Consider the following 21,068-nt stretch of genomic DNA (forward strand, 5'->3'; position numbering starts at 1 on the left):
GCAGGGGTGCACGGTCGTCCTGCGTGCGCCCCCTGGGTGGTGGCAGCGGCTCAGATGCCGCACCGCGTCGGTCCGGGTTCAGGTGCCGAAGCCCCAGACGACCGCGCCGTTCGTGGTCACCAGTACGGCGAGCACGACGAGGTCCGCGATACCGAGGGCGAGCCCCAGCAGAGCGCGGCCGCGGCGGGCCGTACCGCGCCACAGGGCGAGTGCGGCGAGCACGATCGCGGTCGGGCCGAGCACGATGTTCATGACGAGCAGTCCGACGAGTCCGAGCAGGAAGGCGGCGACGGCCATACCGTCGGCGTCCTTGCCGCGTGCCCCACGGGCCTGGGCGCCGGTGTCGCCGCGTACGAGTGTGGTGTCTTGCATGACAGTTCGGCTCCGTCCGGGGTCAGTTGCGCCGGGCGCGACGCTCGCGCACGGCGAAGACGAGCAGCCAGCAGCCGATGACTGCCGAGGCCACCAGAGTGGCGGAGGCGGGGAGTTGGACCACGGCGCCCAGCATGATCCCCATCAGGAGGAGCGCTGCGACGAGGGCCATCATGTGTCGTCCTTTCGCTGAGTGGAACAGGGGTGAACTCTGGCGATCTTTCGGTGAACACTTGTGATTACAAGTGTTCACTGACCCAGGAGTCTACCCTTCCTTTCCTTGGAGAACGGATGTTTACTGAATGCCATGAGTCACACCCTCGGCATCCGTCAGGCCCAGAAGCAGAAGACCCGTCAGGCCCTGCTGGACGCGGCGCTCCAGCTCCTGGAGGAGCAGAGCCTGAGCAGTGTCGGACTGCGCGAGGTCACCCGGGCCGTGGGCGTCGCGCCGACCGCCTTCTACCGGCACTTCAAGGACATGGCCGACCTCGGTGTCGCGCTCGTCGAGGAGGCCCTGGGCAGCCTGCACCTCACGATCGGCGAGGCGCTCAGGGAAGCCGGTGACGGGGCCCGCATCGACCGGACGGTGGCGCTGATCGCCGAGCTGGTCCGCACCTCGCCGGGCCATGTCCGCTTCGTCGCCAGGGAGCGCCACGGCGGTGTGGCGCCGGTCCGCGAGGCGATCGGCGAGCAGTTGCGGCGGTTCGCGGACGAGGTGGCCGCGGCGTTCGCACAGCGCCCGGAGATGGCCGGGTGGAGCGAGGACGATCTGCAGATGCTCGCGGGCGTCTACGTCGACCACATGGTGATGACGGCCTCGGCGCTGCTGGAGGCGGGGCCGGAGGGCGAGGAGCGGATCAGCTCACTCGCCCGGCGACAGCTGCGCCTGGTGGGTCTGGGCCGCATCCACTGGCTGGACTGAACGCGCCCCGCCCACGCGAGCCGCGCCCCGACCCGCCGGGAACGACGCGGGCAACGTCACCGGTCGCCCGGCACGCGAAACACCCGGCGCACATACGTGAACACCCCGGGCGCGGATGCGCCCGGGGTGGAGAGACCGGTCCGGGGCCGACCCCCCGGACCGGAGATCGGGCTCCGGACCGGGGATCAGGTGGTGCGCGGCGCCTTGGCCAGCTGACGCGACTGGGCCACCAGGCGGTCCGCCGAGTCCCACACCTCCGCGTCCTCCTCGAGGAACCCGCCCGCGACGTTGCGTGTCGTGATCGAGACCCGCAAGGGCCCCGGGGCCGGGCGGCAGCGTATGTGCGTGGTCAGCTCCACCGTCGGGGTCCAGCCCTTGAGGCCGAGTTCGAACGAGGTCGGCGGCAGCGCGTCAACGGTCAGCAGCAGTGAGAGCGGGTCCGCGTCACGCCCGTCCGCCAGCCCGAACCAGCCGCGCATCTCGCCCTTGCCCGACGGAGCGCCGACCGCCCAGCCCACCGTGGCCGGGTCCAGCTTGATGCTCAGGCGCTCGGTGATCGCGGAGCTGCCCGGTATCGCGGCGGGTCCGTCCTTGGGACCGAGGCAGTGCTCGAGCGGCGGGATCGCCGGCGGCTGCGCCGTGGTGTGCACCTCATCGGGCAGCGCGTCGAGGTCGCCGTAGGTGGCGAGGACGCGGATGCGCTCGACCTCCGTGCCGTCCTCGGCGTACTGGAAGAGCGAGGCCTGGCCGGTGGAGAGCGTGCGGCCGGTCCGGACGACCTCGGTACGGATGACCGCGGGGCCCGGCTGGGAGGCCGTGAGGTAGTGCGCCGAGACCGTGAAGGGGTCCGGGTGCGGCAGCGCGTCACCCAGCGCCCGGCCCAGCAGCGCCAGCAGATAGCCGCCGTTCACGGCGTGGATGATCGTCCAGCCGGCCGAGAGGTCCGCGTCGTAGATGCCTGTCTCACGCAGAGCGACAGCCGTGTCGCGGTCGAACTCGCTGTCACCGATACGTGCCTGAACTGCCTGTGCCATGGCGGTACGGTACAACAGGAAATTACTGAGCGGTAGCTTTCTCCTGGAGACCCAGGGCCGGCTCAGGGCGTCTCCTCGACCGCCTGCGAGCGCCTGTTCCACGCCCGCGGCGCCCGCCAGTGGAACCGCATCGCCAGCAGTCGCAGCACGAACGCCGTCACCACCGCGAGCCCGCTCGTCGCGGCGTTCAGCACATCGAACTGGATGCAGAGGACGACCATGGTCGCGCCGACCATCGCGGGCACGGCATAGAGATCGCGGTCCCAGCGCAGCAGTGACGGCACCTCGTTGGCCAGCACATCGCGCAGCACACCGCCGCCGACCGCCGTGGCCAGACCCAGCCCCGCGGAGGCGGTGAGCCCGAGCCCGTACTCGTACGCCTTGGTCGTGCCGGTGACGCAGAACAGGCCGAGGCCGGCCGCGTCGAAGACATTGATGCCCACCTGGATTCGCTCGACCTGCGGGTGCAGGAAAAAGACCAGCGCGGTCGCGATCAGGGGCGTGACGAAGTACCCGAGATCGGTGAAGGCAGCGGGCGGTACGGCCCCGATGATCAGGTCACGCAGCATCCCTCCGCCCAGCGCCGTGACCTCGGCGAGCACGGCCATGCCGAAGACGTCGAAGTTCTTTCGTACGGCGAGCAGCGCACCGGAGATCGCGAAAACGAAGATCCCCATGAGGTCGAGCACATGCTGGACGGAGGGCGTGAAGAGTTCTTGGAGCACCGGACAGTTCTACAACGTCCGGTGCTCCCGACTGCCGCGAGGTGTCCTCACCCGGCCTTGGCAGCTCCCTCGCCGGCCTCGGCGGAGTCCTTCGCCTCCTCGGACCCGGCCCCCTCGGCGCTCTGCCCGGCGGCAGCCTCGGGGACATCGGTCCCGGCGTCCGGCTCCGCATCGGACTCGGCGTCCGAGTCCTTCGTGTCCGCCGCGGCGCTTTCCTCGCCCACCGCGTCGGCCGGCTCGGTCTCGTCGTCCGCGGTCCGGGCGGCCGGGATGCCCACCGGCTGCGCGTCCGACTTCTCGTCCGCCCCGTCCTCGTCCGCATCGGCGACCTCGGCGACGGATGCGGCGACGGCCCCGACCTTGACCGGCTCGGCCTGCTCCGCGACCTCCGCCGTCTCCGTGACGGCCTCGATACCCGTCGCACGGGTCCGCGCCACCGTCCCGGCCTCGATCTCCGCCGCGAAGTGGCAGGCCACCTTGTGGCCGCCGCCCACGTCCTTCAGCGTCGGACGCTCCGTCGCGCACAGCGTGTCCTGCGCCCACGGGCAGCGGGTGTGGAAACGGCAGCCCGCCGGAGGATTGGCCGGCGACGGCAGGTCGCCGTGCAGCAGGATCCGCTCGCGCCGGTCCTCGACCTCCGGGTCGGGCACCGGCACCGCGGACATCAGCGCCTTGGTGTACGGGTGCTTCGGCCCGGCGTACAGCGCGTCGCTCGGCGCCTCCTCCACCAGACCGCCCAGGTACATGACCCCGATGACGTCCGAGATGTGCCGGACGACGGCGAGGTCGTGGGCGATGACCAGATAGGTGAGACCCAGCGACTCCTGGAGCTCCTCCAGGAGGTTGATCACCTGCGCCTGGATCGACACGTCGAGCGCCGACACCGGCTCGTCACAGATGATCACGTCCGGCTCGAGGACCAGCGCCCTGGCGATGCCGATGCGCTGGCGCTGACCACCGGAGAACTCGTGCGGATAGCGCGACAGCGCATTGTCGGGCAGGCCGACCTTGGCGAGGATCGTCTTGATCTTCTCCCGCCGGTCCTTCTGGTTCTCGCCGATGCCGTGCGCGGCCATGCCCTCGGACAGGATCGACTCGATGTTCTGCCGTGGGTTGAGACTGCCCAGCGGGTCCTGGAACACCATCTGGAGACGGCGCCGGAACGACCGCATCTTCTCGTCGGACAGCTTGGCCAGGTCCGTACCGTCGAAGACGACCTCGCCGTCGGTGATGTCCACGAGCCTCAGGACGGCCCGGCCCAGCGTGGTCTTGCCGCAGCCCGACTCGCCCACCAGGCCATAGGTCTGACCGGCCTCGACGCTCAGCGAGACGCCGTCGACGGCGTACACATGGCCGACGGTGCGGTCGAAGAAGACGCCCTTCCTGACGGGGAAGTGGACCTTCACATCGTCGAGTTCGAGCAAGCTCATGCCGAGACCTCCGCCTTGGGCTTGGGAAGGACCGGGTTGACGCAACGCACCTGGTGTCCGGCCGCGCGTGGTTCGGTCAGTTCGGGTGTGCCGGTCAGGCACTCCATCGTGTAGAAGTCGCAGCGGGGCGCGAAGGCACAGCCGTCGGCCCAGGCGATCTTGTCGTTGATGGATCCGCGGATCGGGTTGAGCGGCTCCCCGCGCGGTGCGTCGAGACGCGGGATGGAGCCGAGCAGGCCGTGCGCGTACGGGTGGGTGGGGTGCGCGAACAGCTCGCGGCGGCCCGCCGATTCCACCGCCCGGCCCGCGTACAGCACATTGACCTGGTCGCACAGGCCGGCCACGACACCCAGGTCATGGGTGATCATCAGCAGGGCGGTGCCCTCCTGGTCGACCAGTTCCTTCAGGAGCTCGAGGATCTGCGCCTGGATGGTCACATCCAGCGCCGTGGTCGGCTCGTCGGCGATCAGCAGGCGCGGCGCACAGGCGACCGCCATGGCGATGAGCGCACGCTGGCGCATACCGCCGGACAGCTGGTGCGGATACTCCTTCAGCCGCCGCGTGGGGTCGGGGATGCCGACCCGGTCCAGCAGATGGGCGGCTTCCTTGCGGGCGGCCTCCCCCTTGAGGCCGCGGTGGCGCTGGAGGATCTCGGTGACCTGAACGCCGATGGGGATCACCGGGTTCAGCGAGGACAGCGGGTCCTGGAAGATCATCGCCAGCTGGCTGCCGCGCATGTCCCGCAGCTTGCGCGGGCTCATGGCGAGCAGGTTCTGGCCGTCGAAGTCGGCACGTCCGCCGATCTTCACACCCTTGCCGGGCAGCAGACCCATCAGGGCGAGCGAGGTCACGGACTTGCCGCAGCCGGACTCGCCCACCAGGCCGACGACCTGGCCCTGGTCGACGTCGAATGAGACGCCGTCCACGGCCGTCGAGTCCTTGCGGCCCTTGGCGGTGAAGGTGACGCTGAGTTCGTCAACAGAGAGCAGTGCCATGGGACTTCAGCCTCGCAGCTTCGGGTCGAGGGCTTCGCGCATGGCCTCGCCGAGCAGGGTGAAGCCGAGGGCGGTGATGATGATGCCGATGGCCGGATAGGCCGCCATCATGGGCTCGTTGTCGAAGAACCTCTCTGCCTGGGCGAGCATGACTCCCCACTCCGGGATGGCCGGGTCGGGGTTGCCGAGGCCCAGGTAGGACAGCGCCGCGGCCTCGATGATCGCGGTGGCGAGGCTGAGCGTTGCCTGGACGATCACCGGGCTCAGGGAGTTCGGCAGGATCTGGGTGAGGACGATCCGCTTCTTGCGTACACCGAGGGCCTTCGCCGCGAGCACGTAGTCCGCGCCGCCTTGGGCGAGCATCGAACCACGCAGCATCCGGGCGAAGATGGGGATCTGGACGACACCCACGGCGATCATCACCGTGGTCAGGGACTGGCCCATCACCGCGGCGATGGAGACCGCCAGCAGCAGCGACGGCAGCGACAGCATGATGTCGGTGATACGCATGATCACGGTGTCGACCCGCTGACCGACATTGCCGCCGAGCGTGACCGCCGCACCGGAGGCCACACCGATCACTGCACCGACGACGAGCCCGATAAGCATGGACACGACACCCACCAGGAGTGTCTGCCGGGCACCCACGAGGATCCGGGAGAACAAGTCGCGGCCGAGATGGTCGAGCCCGAACCAGTTCTCACTGCGCATACCGACGAACTTGCCCTGGTTCGGGAAGACTTCGCCACGCCAGGTCTGAGCGGAGGGACTGTGCGGGGCGATCCACGGACCAACGACCGCCAGGAGCACGAACAAAGCGATGATCACGGCACCGATGACGGCCATCTTGCTGGACCTGAGGCGTCGCATCGCTTCCCGCCACAAACTGGCGCCCGCCGTCACCTCGGTGCTCTGCATCAACTCGGCAAGCCGATCGATCTTGTCGGCTTTCTTGGTCATGGTCGTCACGTCAGTGCACCCGCACTCTCGGGTCGATGATGCAGTACGCGAGGTCGACCAGCAGGTTGATGAGGACGTACACCATCGCGATGAAGAGAATGAACCCGACAAGCACCGGGTAGTCACGGGCATCGATCGACGTTCGGATGAAGGAGCCGATGCCTCCGAAGGTGAAGACCGACTCGGTGAGCACAGCGCCGGACAGCAGGCTGCCGGTCAGCAGGCCGACGGCGGTGATCACCGGCAGCATCGCGTTGCGCAGAACGTGACGGCCGCGAACGATGCGCTTCTCAAGGCCCTTGGACTCCGCGGTACGGACGTAGTCCTCGCCGAGTACCTCCAGGACGCTGGCCCGGGTCATGCGCACGATGACGGCCAGCGGGATGGAGGCCAGCGCGATGGCGGGAAGGATCAGATGCCTCATCGCCGCCCAGCTGGCGTCGAACTCACCGGTCAGCAGGCCGTCCAGCACCGCGAACCCGGTGACGTCAGTGGCGTCGATTCCGCTCGGGAGGCGACCGAAGGTCGGCAGGCCGAGCGGCTCGGCGACCACACCCTTGAGCAGCTGTGCGAGGAAGAAGACCGGAATGCAGATGCCGATCAGAGAACCCGAGACGGAGGCGACGTCGAGCCAGCCGCCGCGGTGCTTGGCCGCGAGGTAGCCGAGCGGGATGCCGACCACGACGGCGATCAGGATCGCCGCGACACTCAGCTCAACTGTCGCCGGGAAGCGCGTGGCGAACTCGTCCCACACCGGCTGACCGGTCTGGGTGGATGTGCCCAGGTCCAGTTCGAAGATGCGCTTGAGGAAGCGCCAGTACTGGACGTAGACGGGCTGGTCGAGCCCCAACGCCCTGTTGATTCGTGCCACTTCGGCTTCGGTCGCCCGCTCGCCCAGGATCGCTGAGGCGGGTCCGCCGGGCAGCCGGTTCAGCCACAGGAAGAGCAGAACCGACAGGCCGAGCAGGGTGGGAATGAGCTGTAGCAGTCTTCTTACGACGAGTCGCAGCACCCCGCATGCCCCTTTCTCACGTGCGTCGATGCGGGTCCGCCCGGCCACCGAGGATCTGTGGCCGGGCGGACCCGCTGGTGTGCGATTACTTGAAGGAGACCTCGGCGAAGTTCTCCTGCGTCAGCGGGGAGACGTTCGGCGGGTTGACGTTCTTGGCGAACGCGATGGCCGGCGGGGAGGACGAGATCGGGAGGCCGGGCAGGTACTCCATGATCGTCTCGTTGGCCTTCTTGTAGGCCTCGACGCGGCCCGCGGGGTCGGTGACCTTCGACGCGGCGTTCACCGAGTCGAAGACCTTCTTGTCCTTGAAGCCCCACTGCTTGTCGGCGCCGGCGAACCAGGTGCCGATGAAGTTGAAGCCGTCGTTGAAGTCACCGGTCCAGCCGAGCATGTGCAGCGCGCAGGAGCCGGCCTCGGTGGCGTCCAGGTAGTCCGGGGCCCACTTCATGGCCTTCGGGGTGACCGTGATGCCGGCCTTCTCCAGGTCGGCCTTCATCAGCTCGAACATGTCCTGCGGGGCAGGCATGTACGGGCGGGTGACCTCGGTCGGGTAGCAGAACTCGATCTTGAGCTTCTCCTCGCCCGCGCCCTTGAGGAGCTGCTTGGCCTTGTCCGTGTCGAACTCGTACTTCTTCACGTTCTCGGAGAAGCCGGCGACCGTGTCGGGCATGAACTGCGTGGCGACCTTGCCGCCCTCGGGCAGCTGGGTCTTGACGATGTTCTCGCGGTCGATGGCGTGCGCGATGGCCTGCCGGACCTCGGGCTTCTTCAGCGCCGGGTTCTTCGACTGGGTCATGCCCACGTAGAAGAGGTTGAAGACGTCACGGGTCGGGACCTTGAAGCCCTCGCCCTCGAGCGTCTTGATGTCGGCGGGCGCAACCAGGTCGTATCCGTCGATGTCACCGGCCTGCAGCGCCTGGCGGCGGCCCTGGTCGGTGTCGATCGTACGGAAGATCAGGTTCTTGACCTTGGCCTTCTCGCCCCAGTAGTCGTCGAAGCTCTCGAGGGAGACTTCCTTGTTGCCCTTGTTCCACTTCACGATCTTGTACGGGCCGGTGCCGGCGACCGTGCCGGCCTCCTGGCTGTACTTGGGGTACGTGATCGCGTCGCCCTTGGCGCTCGCGTCCTGCTTCTCGTACTCCTTGATGGCCTTGGGCGAGTGGATCGCCAGGGCCTGGAGCGAGAAGCCGCCGGGGAGGTTGGCCGAGGGCTCGTTGATCTCGATGACGGCGGTGCTGTCGTCCTTCGCGGTGCAGGACTTGTAGTTCGCCTTCGGCGCTTCCTTGTCCTCGTTCTTCGCGAAGCCGCCCATGATGGACTGCCAGTAGTACGAGACCGCGCTGGACTGGTAGGTACCCTTCCAGTTGAACCAGTGGTCGTAGTTCGCGCAGACCGCGGCGGCGTTGAACGCCTCACCGTCGTGGAACTTCACGCCCTTGCGAAGATTGAACGTCCACACGGTGCCGGCCGGGTTGCTCGACCACTTCTCGGCGAGACCACCGACGAGCTTGCTGCCGCCGGACTCGTGCTCGAGCAGCGCCTCGAACGCCTGACGGGTGACACGGAAGGTCTCACCGTCACTCGCGAGCGCAGGGTCCAGAGAACCGGGGTCACCGGCACCGGCGAAGACGAAGGTGTCCTTGGCGCCGGCCTTGTCGTCCTTGCCGCGCTCACTGGAGCATCCCGTCGCGATCAGACCGACGGCCACCGCCGCCGTGATCGCCCGGACAACGCCGGACTTGAATATTCGCATGGGTCCACCCCTGGTTCGCCATGTGGTGAGGTCTTGACGGCCGAACACTACAGATCGGAGACACCACGGAGAACAGTCCGGATAGCGGTGATACCTAGCTGAGACCCGGACATTCAACAAACCGGGCAGTTCCGGGACATCCTTGCCGGGCTTGTTAACACCCTTGACATAAGTGCCTGTTCAGGCGTGTGTGTTCGAGGGGTGTCTCGAAGGGTGGTCAGCGTCCGACGGGCGGCGGATATCCGTAGCCGCCGGCTGCGGCAGCGCCGCCATGGGCCTCACGGTCGTAGAACGGGCGTGCGTTGACCCGCAGCCACATCGTCACCGGGTCGTACTCGTCGGACATCGCGACCGTGGACACCGGAAGGCCGTCCGGGACCGCGCCGACCGACTGCTGCATCATCGCGCGCACCGCGTCCACGGACTGCGGGCTCGTGTCGTAGAGGTCCAGGCCGATGGCGAGATACGCGGCGCCGATCGCGGGCTGCACCCAGGCGCGGCGGAGCGAGCGGACCGCGGGGGTGCGGTGGGCGTTCTGCGCCAGCAGCCCGTAGAACTGCGGGATCTCGATCGCCGGTTCGGACAGGCGCAGCGGCCCGGCCGGCATGCGGTCGAGTCCGGTGGCGATACGGCGCAGGTCCAGCCAGGGAATGCCCACGCCGCCACCGGGGGCATGCGGATTGAGCCAGATGCCCCAGCGCTCCGGGTACAGCGCACGGGCGATGTCGCGTCCGCTGACCACCTCGTGCGCGCGGTTCCAGCCGGAGACGGCGAGCTCCTGGGCGGAGGTGACGCACGGCGCGTATCCCACACCGTCGACGTCCATGTTTCCGTACTGGGCGTCGGGGGATCCGGGCTGACCGTGCCACAGCAGCATCCAGATCCGGCCGCCCGCCGGGTCCGCGAGGGCGCGCAGCAGTGCCTCGTACGCGTCATAGCGTCCGGGAGTCACCTGGCGCAGCATGTGCTCGACCTGCCCGGCCGCCGCGGTGCCTGACGCGCTCACTCTGGTTCCGCCCCTCTTGTGTCCCTCTTCGATCCGGCCATCGGCACTGCTTCACGGCCTCCGGTCAGGCCATGGAACCAGCTTAATCCGCAGTCCTTACACAGACTTGACGACTACCCGTCCCGGCGCTGGTAGAAGGGCCGGACCCGCTCCAGCATCCAGTCGCCGACGGGGTCCTGGGCTATGTCCAGCAGGACGAGGTTGACCGGCCAGCCGAGCTGTACCCGGCTCAGCGCACGGCCGAGCGCGTCCATCGGGGCGTTGCGGTCGGAGCCCTCGAAGGAGGAGAGCTGGACGCCGATGAACAGGACCGGCGGGTCCCCCTCGATGGAGGCGAGGGCACGGCGGGCGGTCAGGACGATTCCGGTCGCCTCGAACTCTCCGGCGGCAGCCGAGAGGAAGTCGACCGGCTCCTCCTGCCAGTCCGGCTCGAACAGCCGCACCCTGCCTCCGGTGGCAGGCCCCTCGAGCGGGGTACGTCCCGCCCGGCACAGCTCGGCGACGGCGGGCGGAGGCAGCGGGACGCCGACGGCGCCGCCGGGGTTCACGGCGATGCCGAGCTGCGGGGGCAGCCCGCGCGCGAATTCCCGGGCGGGCGCCACGGTGAAGGACATATGACTCCCGACGCAGGCGAAGAACTGCTGCTCGGAGCTGAAGACAGGGACGTAGGGGGCACCGTCGATCTCCACGGTGGGCAGATCGAGATTCGGGCTGTCGGGACCGCCGCCGCTCGGTAGCGGGACCCAGACATGGCTGCGGCCGAGCACCTCGACCAGCCGCCCTCCGGCCGCGGGGTTGCCCAGCGCGGCGCCGAGCACCTGTTCCAGCTCATTGCCCGGCCAGCCGCTGTACGGCTGCTGGTGGGTGTGCTCCGAAGTCTCCATGTGCGTGTCCTTCTCCCCCGGTCCTCCCCCGCACGTTCCGGGGTCGCGTCCCCGACGATAACGGGTCCCTCCCTGCCCACGGCGACCCGTCCGGGTGCCGGAAGGCCCCCGGACGGTCGCACCGGCCGAGGAGGCGTCGCGGCGCGGCGCGGCACGCAAGGCTTTCCCAGGGACCGACCGGGGCCGCGGTGGCCGGCTGAGAGCCCACCCCGCCCTGCGGGACCCGGGCCCGCGCACGATGCGTGCAGCACCGGCGGCACGTGGTGCCGCGGGCGGAGGCGACGGCGGCCTGACCGGCCCGGCCCGTCCGGCTACTCCTCGGTGAAGCCCAGCCGCGTCAGCCCCGCCGCCGCGGCGCGGTCCAGCAGCACCGCCGAGGCGCAGCCGGCCGGGAGCCGGCCCGATTCCGCGGCCGCGAGCAGACGGGCGACCGCCCGGCGGTGGCGGGCGAAGGCGTAGCCGGAGACGCCGCGCCCACGCTCACGCTGGCCCTCGCGGGCCACCCGCGGGGTGACATCGAGCAGTACGAGGTGCAGTCCGGTCCCCCGTCTGCGCACCTCGCGGGCGATCCAGCGCCGCACCCACGCCTGGGTGCCGCAGTCGTGGACGACCACGCTGCGGCCCGAGCGCAGTGCGCGCCGCAGGCCCGCGTAGTGGGCGATACGGACGAACGGCCGGTACACGGCGTACGGCAGCAGGCGGGGCATACGGGCGTCCCACCTGTCCCGGGTGTCCTGGGAGTCGATCCCGAGACCGCGTGCGGCCCGCTCGATCAGCGTGGACTTTCCGCTGCCGGGCAGACCGGAGACGATCACCACGTCACCGGCGGCGAAGACAAGGCTCTGCGGGCCGCGCCCCGATCGGTGCCTCAGGTCGCGCAGGACGGATGCACCCGCCTGCCCGCGGCCCCGGACGGGGACAGCCGGCTGAGCGGGTACTCCGGCCGACGTGGCGTATGCGCCGGACGGCTGCAAGGTCATCACCCTCCCCCATCTCGGGACACCCATCACCCTTGCCCATAAAGCGTAAAGAAATGGTAATGCCACTCAACCTATTTAAGGCGGCGCGACACGGGCGTCCTCACAGCCCGCTTCCCGGCCACCGCCCACTCTTCCCCGATGCGTGCAATGATGTGCGCGCCAACTGCATACCGGCCGCTTGAATCCGCGCGGGAGAGTCCCGGCCACCTGGTGTGGCGGGCGCCGAAGGAGCAAGATCCTCCCTTGAATCTCTCAGGCCCCGTACCGCGCGCGATGAGGCAGATCTGAAAAGCGAGCCGCTGTCGAGTGGCTCCACCCAAGGTGCAAGTCACGACTACCCGTACGCGGGGTCGGGGCGAACCTCTCAGGTTCCGATGACAGATGGGGAGGATTGTCCTCGCCGCCATGCCCTGGGAGCTTCATCCATGAGCAATGCCCCCCGTCTGACCGCTCTCGACGCCCTGCACCGCTCGCTGGGCGCGACCATGACCGACTTCGCGGGCTGGGACATGCCGCTGCGGTACGGCAGTGAGCGCGACGAGCACAACGCCGTCCGTACCAGGGCCGGTCTCTTCGACCTCTCCCACATGGGCGAGATCACCGTCACCGGCCCGCAGGCCGCCGCCCTCCTCGACTACGCGCTGGTCGGCAACATCGGCTCCGTCGGTGTCGGCCGCGCCCGCTACACGATGATCTGCCAGGAGAACGGCGGGATCGTCGACGACCTGATCGTCTACCGCCTCGGCGACAACGAGTACATGGTCGTCGCCAACGCGGGCAACGCGCAGATCGTCCTGGACGCCCTGACCGAGCGCGCCGAAGGCTTCGACGCCGAGGTCCGCGACGACCGTGACGCGTACGCGCTGATCGCCGTCCAGGGTCCCGAGTCCCCCGGCATCCTGAAGTCGCTGACCGACGCCGACCTGGACGGCCTGAAGTACTACGCGGGCCTGCCCGGCACGGTCGCCGGTGTGCCGGCACTGATCGCCCGTACGGGCTACACGGGCGAGGACGGCTTCGAGCTGTTCGTCGAGCCGCAGCACGCCGAGAAGCTGTGGCAGGCGCTGACCGAGGCGGGCGCCCCGGCCGGCCTGATCCCCTGCGGTCTCTCCTGCCGGGACACGCTGCGCCTGGAGGCGGGCATGCCGCTGTACGGGCATGAGCTGACCACCTCGCTGACCCCCTTCGACGCGGGGCTCGGCCGGGTCGTGAAGTTCGAGAAGAGCGGTGACTTCGTCGGCCGCGAGGCGCTGCAGGCCGCCGCCGAGCGCGCCGAGACCGACCCGCCGCGCAAGCTCGTCGGTCTGATCGCCGAGGGCCGCCGGGTCCCCCGAGCCGGCATGTCCGTGGTGGCCGGCGGCACGGTGGTCGGCGAGGTCACCTCGGGTGCCCCGAGCCCCACCCTCGGCAAGCCGATCGCCATCGCCTACGTGGACGCGGCCCACGCCGAGCCCGGTACGCCGGGCGTCGGTGTCGACATCCGCGGCACGCACGAGCCGTACGAGGTCGTGGCGCTGCCGTTCTACAAGCGCCAGAAGTGATCGTCCGCACCCTCTCTTCGTTCACCAGCACTCCCCCGCGTACAGGAGAATTCAGGTCATGAGCAACCCCCAGCAGCTGCGCTACAGCAAGGAGCACGAGTGGCTGTCGGCCGCCGAGGACGGCGTGTCGACGGTCGGCATCACGGAGCACGCGGCCAATGCGCTCGGCGACGTGGTGTACGTCCAGCTCCCCGAGGTCGGCGACACGGTCACCGCGGGTGACACCTGCGGAGAGCTGGAGTCCACCAAGTCGGTCAGCGACCTGTACTCGCCCGTCTCCGGTGAGGTCACCGAGACCAACGAGGACGTCGTCAACGACCCGTCTCTGGTGAACTCTGCCCCGTTCGAGGGCGGTTGGCTCTTCAAGGTGCGCGTCAGCGAGGAGCCGAAGGATCTGCTCTCCGCGGACGAGTACACCGACTTCGCCAGCTGACACACGACCCGTAGGGACCGAGAGATGTCGCTTCTGAACACCCCTCTCCATGAGCTGGACCCGGACGTCGCCGCCGCCGTCGACGCCGAGCTCCACCGTCAGCAGTCCACCCTCGAAATGATCGCCTCGGAGAACTTCGCTCCGGTGGCGGTCATGGAGGCCCAGGGCTCCGTCCTCACCAACAAGTACGCCGAGGGCTACCCCGGCCGCCGCTACTACGGCGGCTGTGAGCACGTCGACGTGGTCGAGCAGATCGCGATCGACCGCATCAAGGAGCTCTTCGGCGCCGAGCACGCCAATGTGCAGCCGCACTCGGGCGCCCAGGCGAACGCGGCCGCGATGTTCGCGCTGCTGAAGCCGGGCGACACGATCATGGGCCTGAACCTGGCCCACGGCGGTCACCTGACCCACGGCATGAAGATCAACTTCTCCGGCAAGCTCTACAACGTGGTCCCCTACCACGTGGACGAGCAGACCGGTCGGGTCGACATGGCAGAGGTCGAGAAGCTCGCCAAGGAGTCCAAGCCGAAGCTGATCGTGGCCGGCTGGTCCGCGTATCCGCGTCAGCTGGACTTCGCGGCGTTCCGCCGGATCGCCGACGAGGTCGGCGCGTACCTGATGGTCGACATGGCCCACTTCGCGGGTCTGGTGGCCGCGGGCCTGCACCCCAACCCGGTGCCGCACGCCCATGTGGTCACCACCACGACGCACAAGACGCTCGGCGGTCCGCGCGGCGGTGTGATCCTGTCGACGGCCGAGCTCGCCAAGAAGATCAACTCCGCGGTCTTCCCCGGCCAGCAGGGCGGCCCGCTCGAGCACGTCATCGCGGCGAAGGCGGTCTCCTTCAAGATCGCGGCCTCCGAGGACTTCAAGGAGCGCCAGCAGCGCACGCTGGACGGCGCCCGCATCCTCGCCGAGCGTCTCGTCCGGTCCGACGTGGCCGAGCACGGTGTCTCCGTACTGTCCGGCGGTACGGACGTGCACCTGGTCCTGGTGGACCTGCGCAACTCCGAGCTGGACGGCCAGCAGGCCGAGGACCGTCTCCACGAGGTCGGCATCACCGTCAACCGCAACGCCGTCCCGAACGACCCGCGGCCGCCTATGGTCACCTCGGGTCTGCGGATCGGCACCCCGGCGCTGGCCACCCGCGGCTTCCAGGCCGACGACTTCCGCGAGGTCGCGGACATCATCGCCGAGGCGCTGAAGCCGTCGTACGACGCCGCGGGCCTGCGTGCCCGGGTCACGGCGCTGGCCGACAAGCACCCGCTCTACCCTGGGCTGACGAAGTAGTTCTTTCGGGCCCGAAGCAAAACAAACGGGGCACCGCGCACACTGGACGTGAGTGCGGTGCCCTGCACCGCGCGCTCTGAGTTATCTGCACCACCTCGGCAGACAACGGCGTCTACCAACCTGAGGAGTACCCCGTGGCCATCTCGGTCTTCGACCTGTTCTCGATCGGCATCGGCCCGTCCAGCTCCCACACGGTCGGCCCGATGCGCGCGGCGCGCATGTTCGCCCGCCGCCTCAAGAACGAGGGCCTGCTCGCCGGCACCACCGCGATACGCGCGGAGCTCTACGGCTCCCTGGGCGCGACCGGTCACGGCCACGGCACCCCGAAAGCGGTCCTGCTGGGCCTCGAGGGCAACTCTCCGCGCACCGTCGACGTCGAGACGGCCGACAACCAGGTCGAGCGGATCAAGTCGGCCCGGCGCATCAATCTGCTCGGCATGCACGAGATCGACTTCGACTTCGACGAGCATCTGGTTCTGCACCGCCGCAAGGCCCTGCCGTACCACGCCAACGGCATGACGATCTTCGCGTACGACGCCGAGGGCGCGACCGTCCTGGAGAAGACGTACTACTCGGTGGGCGGCGGCTTCGTCGTGGACGAGGACGCCGTCGGCGAGGACCGGATCAAGCTCGACGACACCGTGCTGAAGTACCCCTTCCGCACCGGCGACGAGCTGCTGCGGCTCACGAAGGAGACCGGCCTGTCGATCTCCGCGCTGATGCTGGAGAACGAGACGGCCTGGCGCTCCGAGGAGGAGATCCGCGAGGGACTGCTGGAGATCTGGCGTGTGATGCAGGCATGCGTGGCCCGCGGCATGTCCCGCGAGGGCATCCTGCCGGGCGGCCTCAAGGTCCGCCGCCGCGCCGCCACCACCGCCCGCAAACTTCGCTCCGAGGGCGACCCGCAGGCGCTGGCGATGGAGTGGATCACTCTGTACGCGATGGCCGTGAACGAGGAGAACGCCGCGGGCGGCCGGGTCGTCACCGCCCCGACCAACGGCGCCGCAGGCATCATCCCGGCGGTCCTGCACTACTACATGAACTTCGTGCCCGGCGCGGACGAGGACGGTGTGGTCCGCTTCCTGCTCGCCGCCGGCGCGATCGGCATGCTCTTCAAGGAGAACGCCTCCATCTCCGGCGCCGAGGTCGGCTGCCAGGGCGAGGTCGGCTCCGCCTGCTCGATGGCAGCAGGCGCGCTGGCCGAGGTGCTCGGCGGCAGCCCCGAGCAGGTCGAGAACGCCGCCGAGATCGGCATGGAGCACAACCTGGGTCTGACCTGCGACCCGGTCGGCGGCCTCGTCCAGATCCCGTGCATCGAGCGCAACGGCATGGCGGCGGTCAAGGCCGTGACCGCGGCCCGCATGGCGATGCGCGGCGACGGCAGCCACAAGGTGTCGCTCGACAAGGTCATCAAGACCATGAAGGAGACCGGGGCGGACATGTCGGTGAAGTACAAGGAGACCGCGCGCGGCGGTCTCGCCGTGAACATCATCGAGTGCTGACCGGCACGGCGCACGTGACGGCCCCCGTCCCCGGCACCCCGGGGACGGGGGCCGTCCTGGCTCGTCAGGCCTGGTTGAGCGAGGTCCAGAACTCGTCGAACGTCAGCTGACCGTCGCCGTTGGCGTCCTTGGTCCTGATCACCGCTTCGGCGACGGTCTCGGTGACGTTGAAGTCGCCCAGCTGCGCCATCACGCTCTTGTACTCGGCCGCCGTGATCAGGCCGTCGCCGTTCAGGTCGTAGCGCTCGAACGCCTTGCGCGCCTCTTCGATGTCCGCCACTGCTTCCGCCCCTTCTTGGTGCATTACTGACGGGGCTCAGATTATCGGCCGACGCTCGCGGATCATGGAGGGGAGTCCCGCACCGGGGACGAGGGAGGGCATGGGATGAGCGAGGAACTGGGACGGATTCTGACCGCCGCGGCCCGGGGGGAGTTCCCGCCGGGCGACGGCGCGGTCACCGTGGTCCGCCAGCCGGGGGCCCGTGACGCCGGGGTGGTGGCGTTCACCGCCCACTCGGTGGTCTTCACCGACGAGGATCCGCAGTGGATACGGGACCGGCTGGCCGCCACCGACTCCGACCGGCTGGCCGCCGCGATGAATCCGGGCTTCCTGTGTGCCCTGATGGCCCGTACCGGACGCTCGATGAACACGATCGACCTGGTGACGGTCGCCGGTGCGCTGCCCGGCAGGCCCGGCATCGAGCTGCGTGAGATCGAGGACCCGGAGCACCCTCGGGTCGCCCGGGCCCTGAAGTACCGCGACGACGTGCGGGTCTGGGCCGCCGACGGCGGGGTACTGATTCTCGGCCGGGGGCTCGCGGGGCGCTGGGAGGTCGCGCTCGAGGTCGACGAGGAGGCACGTGGCCGGGGCCTCGGCCTTGCGCTGGCCCGCGCGGCCCGTCAGCTGGTGCCGGACTCGGTGGTGTGGTCGCAGCAGTCACCGGGCAACGCGCGCAGCGTACGGCTCTTCCAGACGGCGGGGTTCCGGCCCGTGGCATCGGAGGCGATCCTCACGGCCGCCTGAGCGGGCCGGCAGCCTGATCGAAGACGGCGCCGGACAGGGCCTAGCGGAAGACTCCCGTGTGGCCGAGCGAGTAGCGGCCCGGCTGCGGATAGACGGCAAGGCCGTGCGGACCGCTGCCGACGGGGATACGGGCCAGCTGCTCGCCGGTCCGTGTGTCGATGGCGTACACCTCGGAGTGGTACCGCCCGGACAGCCACAGCACCTTGCCGTCCGACGAGACCCCGCCCATGTCCGGGCTGCCGCCGTCCGGGAGCCACCATTTCTTGGTCAGCCGGTTCTGCTCGAAGTCGAAGACGGAGATGGAGCCTTCGCCGCGGTTGGAGATGAACATCTCGCTGGAGTCGCGGTTGACGTAGAGGCCGTGGGCGCCTTTGCCGGTGGGCATCAGCGCGGGCTCGGTGAACCTCTCCCCGTCGAGCACCCACACGCCGTGCGCCATCATGTCGGCGATGTAGAAGGTCCTTCCGTCCGGGGAGAGCTTCACGTCCTGCGGCATCGCGCCTTCGAGGGGCAGCTTCTGCCGGCCGATGACCTCCATCTTCTCGGTGTCGACCTTGAGCAGCTGGGCGGAGAACTCGCAGGAGACGACGAAGTACCTGCCGTCGGGCGAGAAGTCCGCGTGGTTGACGCCGTAGCACGGGACCGGGGTCGCCTCCTTCCGCTCCATGGTGTGCGGATCGAGGAAGACGAGCTCACGGTCCAGCGACGCCATGACGATCGCGTACTTGCCGTTGGGTGTGAAGTACAGGTTGTACGGGTCGTGCACCTCGACGGGCTTGCCCGCCACTCCGGTCGCCGGGTCGATCGGAGTGAGCGTGTGTCCGCGGTTGTTGTTGACCCACAGCGTCTTCAGGTCCCAGGACGGAACCACGTGCTGCGGCTGGACCCCGACCGGGATGGTCGTGATCACCCGGTACGTCTCGGGGTCGATGACCGTCACGGTGTTGGAGTTGGTGTTGGGGACGTACACCCGCGACGGGTAGCCCCTGACCGTCGGCGAGAGCATGCCCGGCCGGTTCGCCGCGTAGATGTCCCGGGGGTCGAGGACGGGCGGCATGCCCTCCAGTGCGGCGACGGCCGCCTGCTCCGTCTTCGCCGGCGCCGCGGCGGTACGGGTGCCGCGCGCCTCGGTGGTGTCATCGCCCGCGCCGCCGGAGCCGCAGCCCGCGAGAAGGGAAAGCAGGACGCCGCCGAGCAGCGCCGCGGTCCGTGCGGTGAGAGATGTCGTCGTCGGGGTCACGGGTAAGCACAGTAGGGGCGAGATGCCTGAAAGATAACGATTGATGAAATCGATGCGACACCGAGTCGCCCCCAAGGAAAGCGCTCCACCTTAAATGATCAATGAAACAATCGCTGGAACCGATAGTTATTCATCGATTTACAGGCGGGTGGCCGATCTCACCTAAGATTCACTTCCAATGAATACGGCCTTGATGTCATATGTCCAAGTATGGAGGCTTGGCGACAGTCCCCCTGTCTGTCATAGTCGAAGACACGACCCCCATCGACCCGGGCCAGGTCGTCTTGAGCGGCCGTGGACACCCCCCCAATCCACGGCGCACCACACAGGAGCCCCACCGCACCGCAAGGCGCGAGGGGGCTTCTGTGCATCCCGGTGGACGGTGGCGTTCGCGGCGATCTCCCGCGGGTCAGTGATCGCCGATGCGCATCTCGAACCATGTGGTCTTGCCTCGCGGCAGGAGATCCACCCCCCACCGGTCGGAGAGCTTGTCGACGAGAAACAGGCCGCGGCCACTGGTGTCCATCTCCTGGACCGGCATCAGACAGGGCAGGCCGCGCGAGGGATCGCGCACCTCGACCCGCACCCAGCCGCGGCGGCGCTGTATGCGCAGCCCGAACACCCGCGCACCCGTATGGCGCACCGCGTTGCCGACGAGCTCGGAGACGAGCAGGACGGCATGCTCGCAGATCTGGGCGGGCAGCACCCACTGGCGCTGCACCACACACTGCGTCAGCCGGCGTGCGGTGGCGGCGGATTCGGGCAGGGACGGCAGCCGTACTTCCGCTTCCGTCGGATTGCCGAACAACTCCAGTGCCTTGAGCGCCTGTTCGTCATCGACTGCCGGTGCCCGCCATGCGGCGGCCGCATGCGCGCGCTGCCGCGGTTGTCCCACACCCTCGAGGCCCGCCATGCCTCCATCATGGCCGGACCGCGGCTTCTGCGTGGCCGTTCCCGGGGAATAGAGCCCCCGGGGCGAGGCGTTCCGGAGGTACCGCATGGCATATGACTCTGGCCCCATACGGCCATTCATACCCGTCTTGAGCTGCACTGACGCCTTGCGCTCGAATGATCACCCGGCACAGTGAGCCGTTTCGTCTTAATCCCGCCTTAAGGTTGGGCGGACCGAGCAGGCGAGTTGACGCGCCGCCGGTTCAGCGGCACGCCAACTCGTGCCCGCTCAGAGGAACTTGGCCTTACCCGGCCCCTCCTCGACGAAGCTGCGCATACCGCGCTCGCGGTCCTCGGTCGCGAACAGCCCCGCGAACCAGTTCCGTTCGACGGCCAGTCCCGTCTCGATGTCCGTCTCCAGACCCGCGTCCACGCACTCCTTGGCGGCCCGCAGTGCCAGCGCCGGCCCCTTGGCGAGGGCGGCGGCCCAGACGTGGGCCTGCTCGTACACCTCGGCGGCCGGTACGACGCGGTCGACCAGCCCGAGCGTGAGCGCCTCGTCCGCCTTCACCATGCGGCCGGTGAAGATCAGGTCCTTGGCGCGGGAGGGACCGATCAGCCGGGACAGGCGCTGGGTGCCGCCGGCGCCGGGGATCAGGCCGAGCAGGATCTCCGGCTGGCCGAGCTTGGCGTTGTCCGCTGCGATCCGGTAGTCGGCGCACAGCGCGAGCTCGCAGCCGCCGCCGAGCGCATAGCCGGTGACGGCGGCGACGACGGGCTTGGGGATGCGGGCGACGGCGGTGAAGGAATCCTGCAGACCACGGGAACGCACGACCATCGCCGTGTGGTCCATCGCCTGCATCTCCTTGATGTCCGCGCCCGCCGCGAACACCTTCTCGCCGCCGTACAGAATCACGGCCCGCACGTCGTCGCGCCGGGTCGCCTCCTCGGCGAGCTCGCGCAGCCGGTCCTGCGTGGCGATGTCCAGGGCGTTCATCGGCGGGCGGTCCAGGCGGATGGTGCCGACGCCGTCGGAGACTTCGAGGGAAACAGTCATGGGGGCAGGTTAGCCCC

At 69.0% G+C, this 21,068-nt stretch carries 22 protein-coding genes and 1 riboswitch; of the genes, 6 read left to right on the forward strand and 16 right to left on the reverse strand.

What is annotated here, in order from left to right:
• Positions 1-78 precede the first annotated feature (78 nt).
• Entirely contained in the window at positions 79-372 is a 294-nt protein-coding gene (locus OHS70_RS10900) for a DUF4190 domain-containing protein (protein ID WP_328396161.1), read from the reverse strand.
• 22 nt (positions 373-394) lie between these two features.
• On the reverse strand, positions 395-547 hold the full coding sequence (locus OHS70_RS10905; RefSeq protein WP_328396163.1) for a hypothetical protein: 153 nt from the start codon (positions 545-547) through the stop codon (positions 395-397).
• A 132-nt stretch (positions 548-679) separates the two neighbouring features.
• On the opposite strand from OHS70_RS10905, the gene OHS70_RS10910 reads away from it, so the two are divergent.
• Entirely contained in the window at positions 680-1,294 is a 615-nt protein-coding gene (locus OHS70_RS10910) for a TetR family transcriptional regulator (protein ID WP_328396165.1), read from the forward strand.
• A 185-nt stretch (positions 1,295-1,479) separates the two neighbouring features.
• Here the strand turns inward: OHS70_RS10910 and OHS70_RS10915 are convergent, their stop codons facing one another.
• The 10 genes from OHS70_RS10915 to OHS70_RS10960 form a co-directional block, all read right to left on the reverse strand.
• Positions 1,480-2,328 (reverse strand): thioesterase family protein, encoded by an 849-nt coding sequence (locus OHS70_RS10915; RefSeq protein WP_328396167.1) that lies wholly within the window; start codon positions 2,326-2,328, stop codon positions 1,480-1,482.
• 62 nt (positions 2,329-2,390) lie between these two features.
• Positions 2,391-3,053 (reverse strand): trimeric intracellular cation channel family protein, encoded by a 663-nt coding sequence (locus OHS70_RS10920; protein WP_328396169.1) that lies wholly within the window; start codon positions 3,051-3,053, stop codon positions 2,391-2,393.
• A 47-nt stretch (positions 3,054-3,100) separates the two neighbouring features.
• Positions 3,101-4,483 carry an ABC transporter ATP-binding protein gene (locus tag OHS70_RS10925; protein ID WP_328396171.1) on the reverse strand — a complete coding sequence of 461 codons (1,383 nt, stop codon included), beginning with the start codon at positions 4,481-4,483 and terminating at the stop codon, positions 3,101-3,103.
• Complete coding sequence (locus OHS70_RS10930; protein WP_328396173.1) at positions 4,480-5,478, reverse strand: ABC transporter ATP-binding protein; 999 nt, start codon at positions 5,476-5,478, stop codon at positions 4,480-4,482. The genes OHS70_RS10925 and OHS70_RS10930 overlap by 4 nt, the downstream gene beginning before the upstream one ends.
• A gap of 6 nt (positions 5,479-5,484) precedes the next feature.
• Positions 5,485-6,438, reverse strand: a complete 954-nt coding sequence (locus OHS70_RS10935) for an ABC transporter permease (protein WP_328396175.1) — start codon at positions 6,436-6,438, stop codon at positions 5,485-5,487.
• 10 nt (positions 6,439-6,448) lie between these two features.
• Complete coding sequence (locus OHS70_RS10940; protein ID WP_328396180.1) at positions 6,449-7,450, reverse strand: ABC transporter permease; 1,002 nt, start codon at positions 7,448-7,450, stop codon at positions 6,449-6,451.
• Positions 7,451-7,535: 85 nt separating this feature from the next.
• Positions 7,536-9,203 (reverse strand): ABC transporter substrate-binding protein, encoded by a 1,668-nt coding sequence (locus OHS70_RS10945; protein WP_328396182.1) that lies wholly within the window; start codon positions 9,201-9,203, stop codon positions 7,536-7,538.
• Between the two features lie 217 nt (positions 9,204-9,420).
• Complete coding sequence (locus OHS70_RS10950; RefSeq protein ID WP_328396184.1) at positions 9,421-10,209, reverse strand: enhanced serine sensitivity protein SseB C-terminal domain-containing protein; 789 nt, start codon at positions 10,207-10,209, stop codon at positions 9,421-9,423.
• 113 nt (positions 10,210-10,322) lie between these two features.
• Entirely contained in the window at positions 10,323-11,093 is a 771-nt protein-coding gene (locus tag OHS70_RS10955; RefSeq protein ID WP_328396186.1) for an enhanced serine sensitivity protein SseB, read from the reverse strand.
• Positions 11,094-11,404: 311 nt separating this feature from the next.
• Positions 11,405-12,073 carry an AAA family ATPase gene (locus tag OHS70_RS10960; RefSeq protein WP_328396188.1) on the reverse strand — a complete coding sequence of 223 codons (669 nt, stop codon included), beginning with the start codon at positions 12,071-12,073 and terminating at the stop codon, positions 11,405-11,407.
• Between the two features lie 179 nt (positions 12,074-12,252).
• Positions 12,253-12,350: riboswitch (glycine riboswitch) on the forward strand.
• 148 nt (positions 12,351-12,498) lie between these two features.
• On the opposite strand from OHS70_RS10960, the gene gcvT reads away from it, so the two are divergent.
• The 4 genes from gcvT to OHS70_RS10980 all read left to right on the forward strand — a co-directional run bounded on the left by gcvT (position 12,499) and on the right by OHS70_RS10980 (position 16,839).
• A complete protein-coding gene (gene gcvT, locus OHS70_RS10965; RefSeq protein ID WP_328396190.1) occupies positions 12,499-13,614 on the forward strand; it encodes a glycine cleavage system aminomethyltransferase GcvT in 1,116 nt (371 codons plus the stop codon).
• A gap of 58 nt (positions 13,615-13,672) precedes the next feature.
• Positions 13,673-14,047: a glycine cleavage system protein GcvH gene (gene gcvH / locus OHS70_RS10970; RefSeq protein ID WP_328396192.1), complete on the forward strand. Its 375-nt coding sequence runs from the start codon at positions 13,673-13,675 to the stop codon at positions 14,045-14,047.
• Between the two features lie 24 nt (positions 14,048-14,071).
• A complete protein-coding gene (glyA, locus tag OHS70_RS10975; RefSeq protein WP_328396194.1) occupies positions 14,072-15,337 on the forward strand; it encodes a serine hydroxymethyltransferase in 1,266 nt (421 codons plus the stop codon).
• A 134-nt stretch (positions 15,338-15,471) separates the two neighbouring features.
• Positions 15,472-16,839, forward strand: coding sequence for an L-serine ammonia-lyase (locus tag OHS70_RS10980; RefSeq protein ID WP_328396196.1), 1,368 nt, complete (start codon positions 15,472-15,474; stop codon positions 16,837-16,839).
• Positions 16,840-16,903: 64 nt separating this feature from the next.
• On the opposite strand, the gene OHS70_RS10985 is transcribed toward OHS70_RS10980, so the two are convergent.
• Complete coding sequence (locus tag OHS70_RS10985; RefSeq protein WP_328396198.1) at positions 16,904-17,119, reverse strand: EF-hand domain-containing protein; 216 nt, start codon at positions 17,117-17,119, stop codon at positions 16,904-16,906.
• Between the two features lie 105 nt (positions 17,120-17,224).
• Here OHS70_RS10985 and OHS70_RS10990 point away from each other — a divergent pair, with 105 nt between their 5' ends.
• Positions 17,225-17,863: a GNAT family N-acetyltransferase gene (locus OHS70_RS10990; RefSeq protein WP_328396200.1), complete on the forward strand. Its 639-nt coding sequence runs from the start codon at positions 17,225-17,227 to the stop codon at positions 17,861-17,863.
• 40 nt (positions 17,864-17,903) lie between these two features.
• Here OHS70_RS10990 and OHS70_RS10995 read toward each other — a convergent pair whose 3' ends face one another.
• The 3 genes from OHS70_RS10995 to OHS70_RS11005 form a co-directional block, all read right to left on the reverse strand.
• A complete protein-coding gene (locus OHS70_RS10995) occupies positions 17,904-19,103 on the reverse strand; it encodes a YncE family protein (RefSeq protein WP_328396202.1) in 1,200 nt (399 codons plus the stop codon).
• 409 nt (positions 19,104-19,512) lie between these two features.
• Positions 19,513-20,124 carry an ATP-binding protein gene (locus tag OHS70_RS11000; RefSeq protein WP_443062590.1) on the reverse strand — a complete coding sequence of 204 codons (612 nt, stop codon included), beginning with the start codon at positions 20,122-20,124 and terminating at the stop codon, positions 19,513-19,515.
• 159 nt (positions 20,125-20,283) lie between these two features.
• On the reverse strand, positions 20,284-21,051 hold the full coding sequence (locus tag OHS70_RS11005) for an enoyl-CoA hydratase/isomerase family protein (protein ID WP_328396206.1): 768 nt from the start codon (positions 21,049-21,051) through the stop codon (positions 20,284-20,286).
• Positions 21,052-21,068 lie beyond the last annotated feature (17 nt).

The organism is Streptomyces sp. NBC_00390 (assembly GCF_036057275.1).
In the GTDB taxonomy this organism is placed as follows: domain Bacteria; phylum Actinomycetota; class Actinomycetes; order Streptomycetales; family Streptomycetaceae; genus Streptomyces.

What these genes read in the sequence shown, in the direction of transcription:
- OHS70_RS10955 (WP_328396186.1), bottom strand. Translation starts at nt 11,093, where the DNA reads ATGGAGACTTCGGAGCACACCCACCAGCAGCCGTACAGCGGCTGGCCG.
- gcvT (WP_328396190.1), top strand. Translation starts at nt 12,499, where the DNA reads ATGAGCAATGCCCCCCGTCTGACCGCTCTCGACGCCCTGCACCGCTCG.
- OHS70_RS11000 (WP_443062590.1), bottom strand. Translation starts at nt 20,124, where the DNA reads ATGGGGCCAGAGTCATATGCCATGCGGTACCTCCGGAACGCCTCGCCC.
- glyA (WP_328396194.1), top strand. Translation starts at nt 14,072, where the DNA reads ATGTCGCTTCTGAACACCCCTCTCCATGAGCTGGACCCGGACGTCGCC.
- OHS70_RS11005 (WP_328396206.1), bottom strand. Translation starts at nt 21,051, where the DNA reads ATGACTGTTTCCCTCGAAGTCTCCGACGGCGTCGGCACCATCCGCCTG.
- OHS70_RS10930 (WP_328396173.1), bottom strand. Translation starts at nt 5,478, where the DNA reads ATGGCACTGCTCTCTGTTGACGAACTCAGCGTCACCTTCACCGCCAAG.
- OHS70_RS10905 (WP_328396163.1), bottom strand. Translation starts at nt 547, where the DNA reads ATGATGGCCCTCGTCGCAGCGCTCCTCCTGATGGGGATCATGCTGGGC.
- OHS70_RS10910 (WP_328396165.1), top strand. Translation starts at nt 680, where the DNA reads ATGAGTCACACCCTCGGCATCCGTCAGGCCCAGAAGCAGAAGACCCGT.
- OHS70_RS10915 (WP_328396167.1), bottom strand. Translation starts at nt 2,328, where the DNA reads ATGGCACAGGCAGTTCAGGCACGTATCGGTGACAGCGAGTTCGACCGC.
- OHS70_RS10960 (WP_328396188.1), bottom strand. Translation starts at nt 12,073, where the DNA reads ATGACCTTGCAGCCGTCCGGCGCATACGCCACGTCGGCCGGAGTACCC.
- OHS70_RS10935 (WP_328396175.1), bottom strand. Translation starts at nt 6,438, where the DNA reads ATGACCAAGAAAGCCGACAAGATCGATCGGCTTGCCGAGTTGATGCAG.
- OHS70_RS10925 (WP_328396171.1), bottom strand. Translation starts at nt 4,483, where the DNA reads ATGAGCTTGCTCGAACTCGACGATGTGAAGGTCCACTTCCCCGTCAGG.
- gcvH (WP_328396192.1), top strand. Translation starts at nt 13,673, where the DNA reads ATGAGCAACCCCCAGCAGCTGCGCTACAGCAAGGAGCACGAGTGGCTG.
- OHS70_RS10945 (WP_328396182.1), bottom strand. Translation starts at nt 9,203, where the DNA reads ATGCGAATATTCAAGTCCGGCGTTGTCCGGGCGATCACGGCGGCGGTG.
- OHS70_RS10900 (WP_328396161.1), bottom strand. Translation starts at nt 372, where the DNA reads ATGCAAGACACCACACTCGTACGCGGCGACACCGGCGCCCAGGCCCGT.
- OHS70_RS10990 (WP_328396200.1), top strand. Translation starts at nt 17,225, where the DNA reads ATGAGCGAGGAACTGGGACGGATTCTGACCGCCGCGGCCCGGGGGGAG.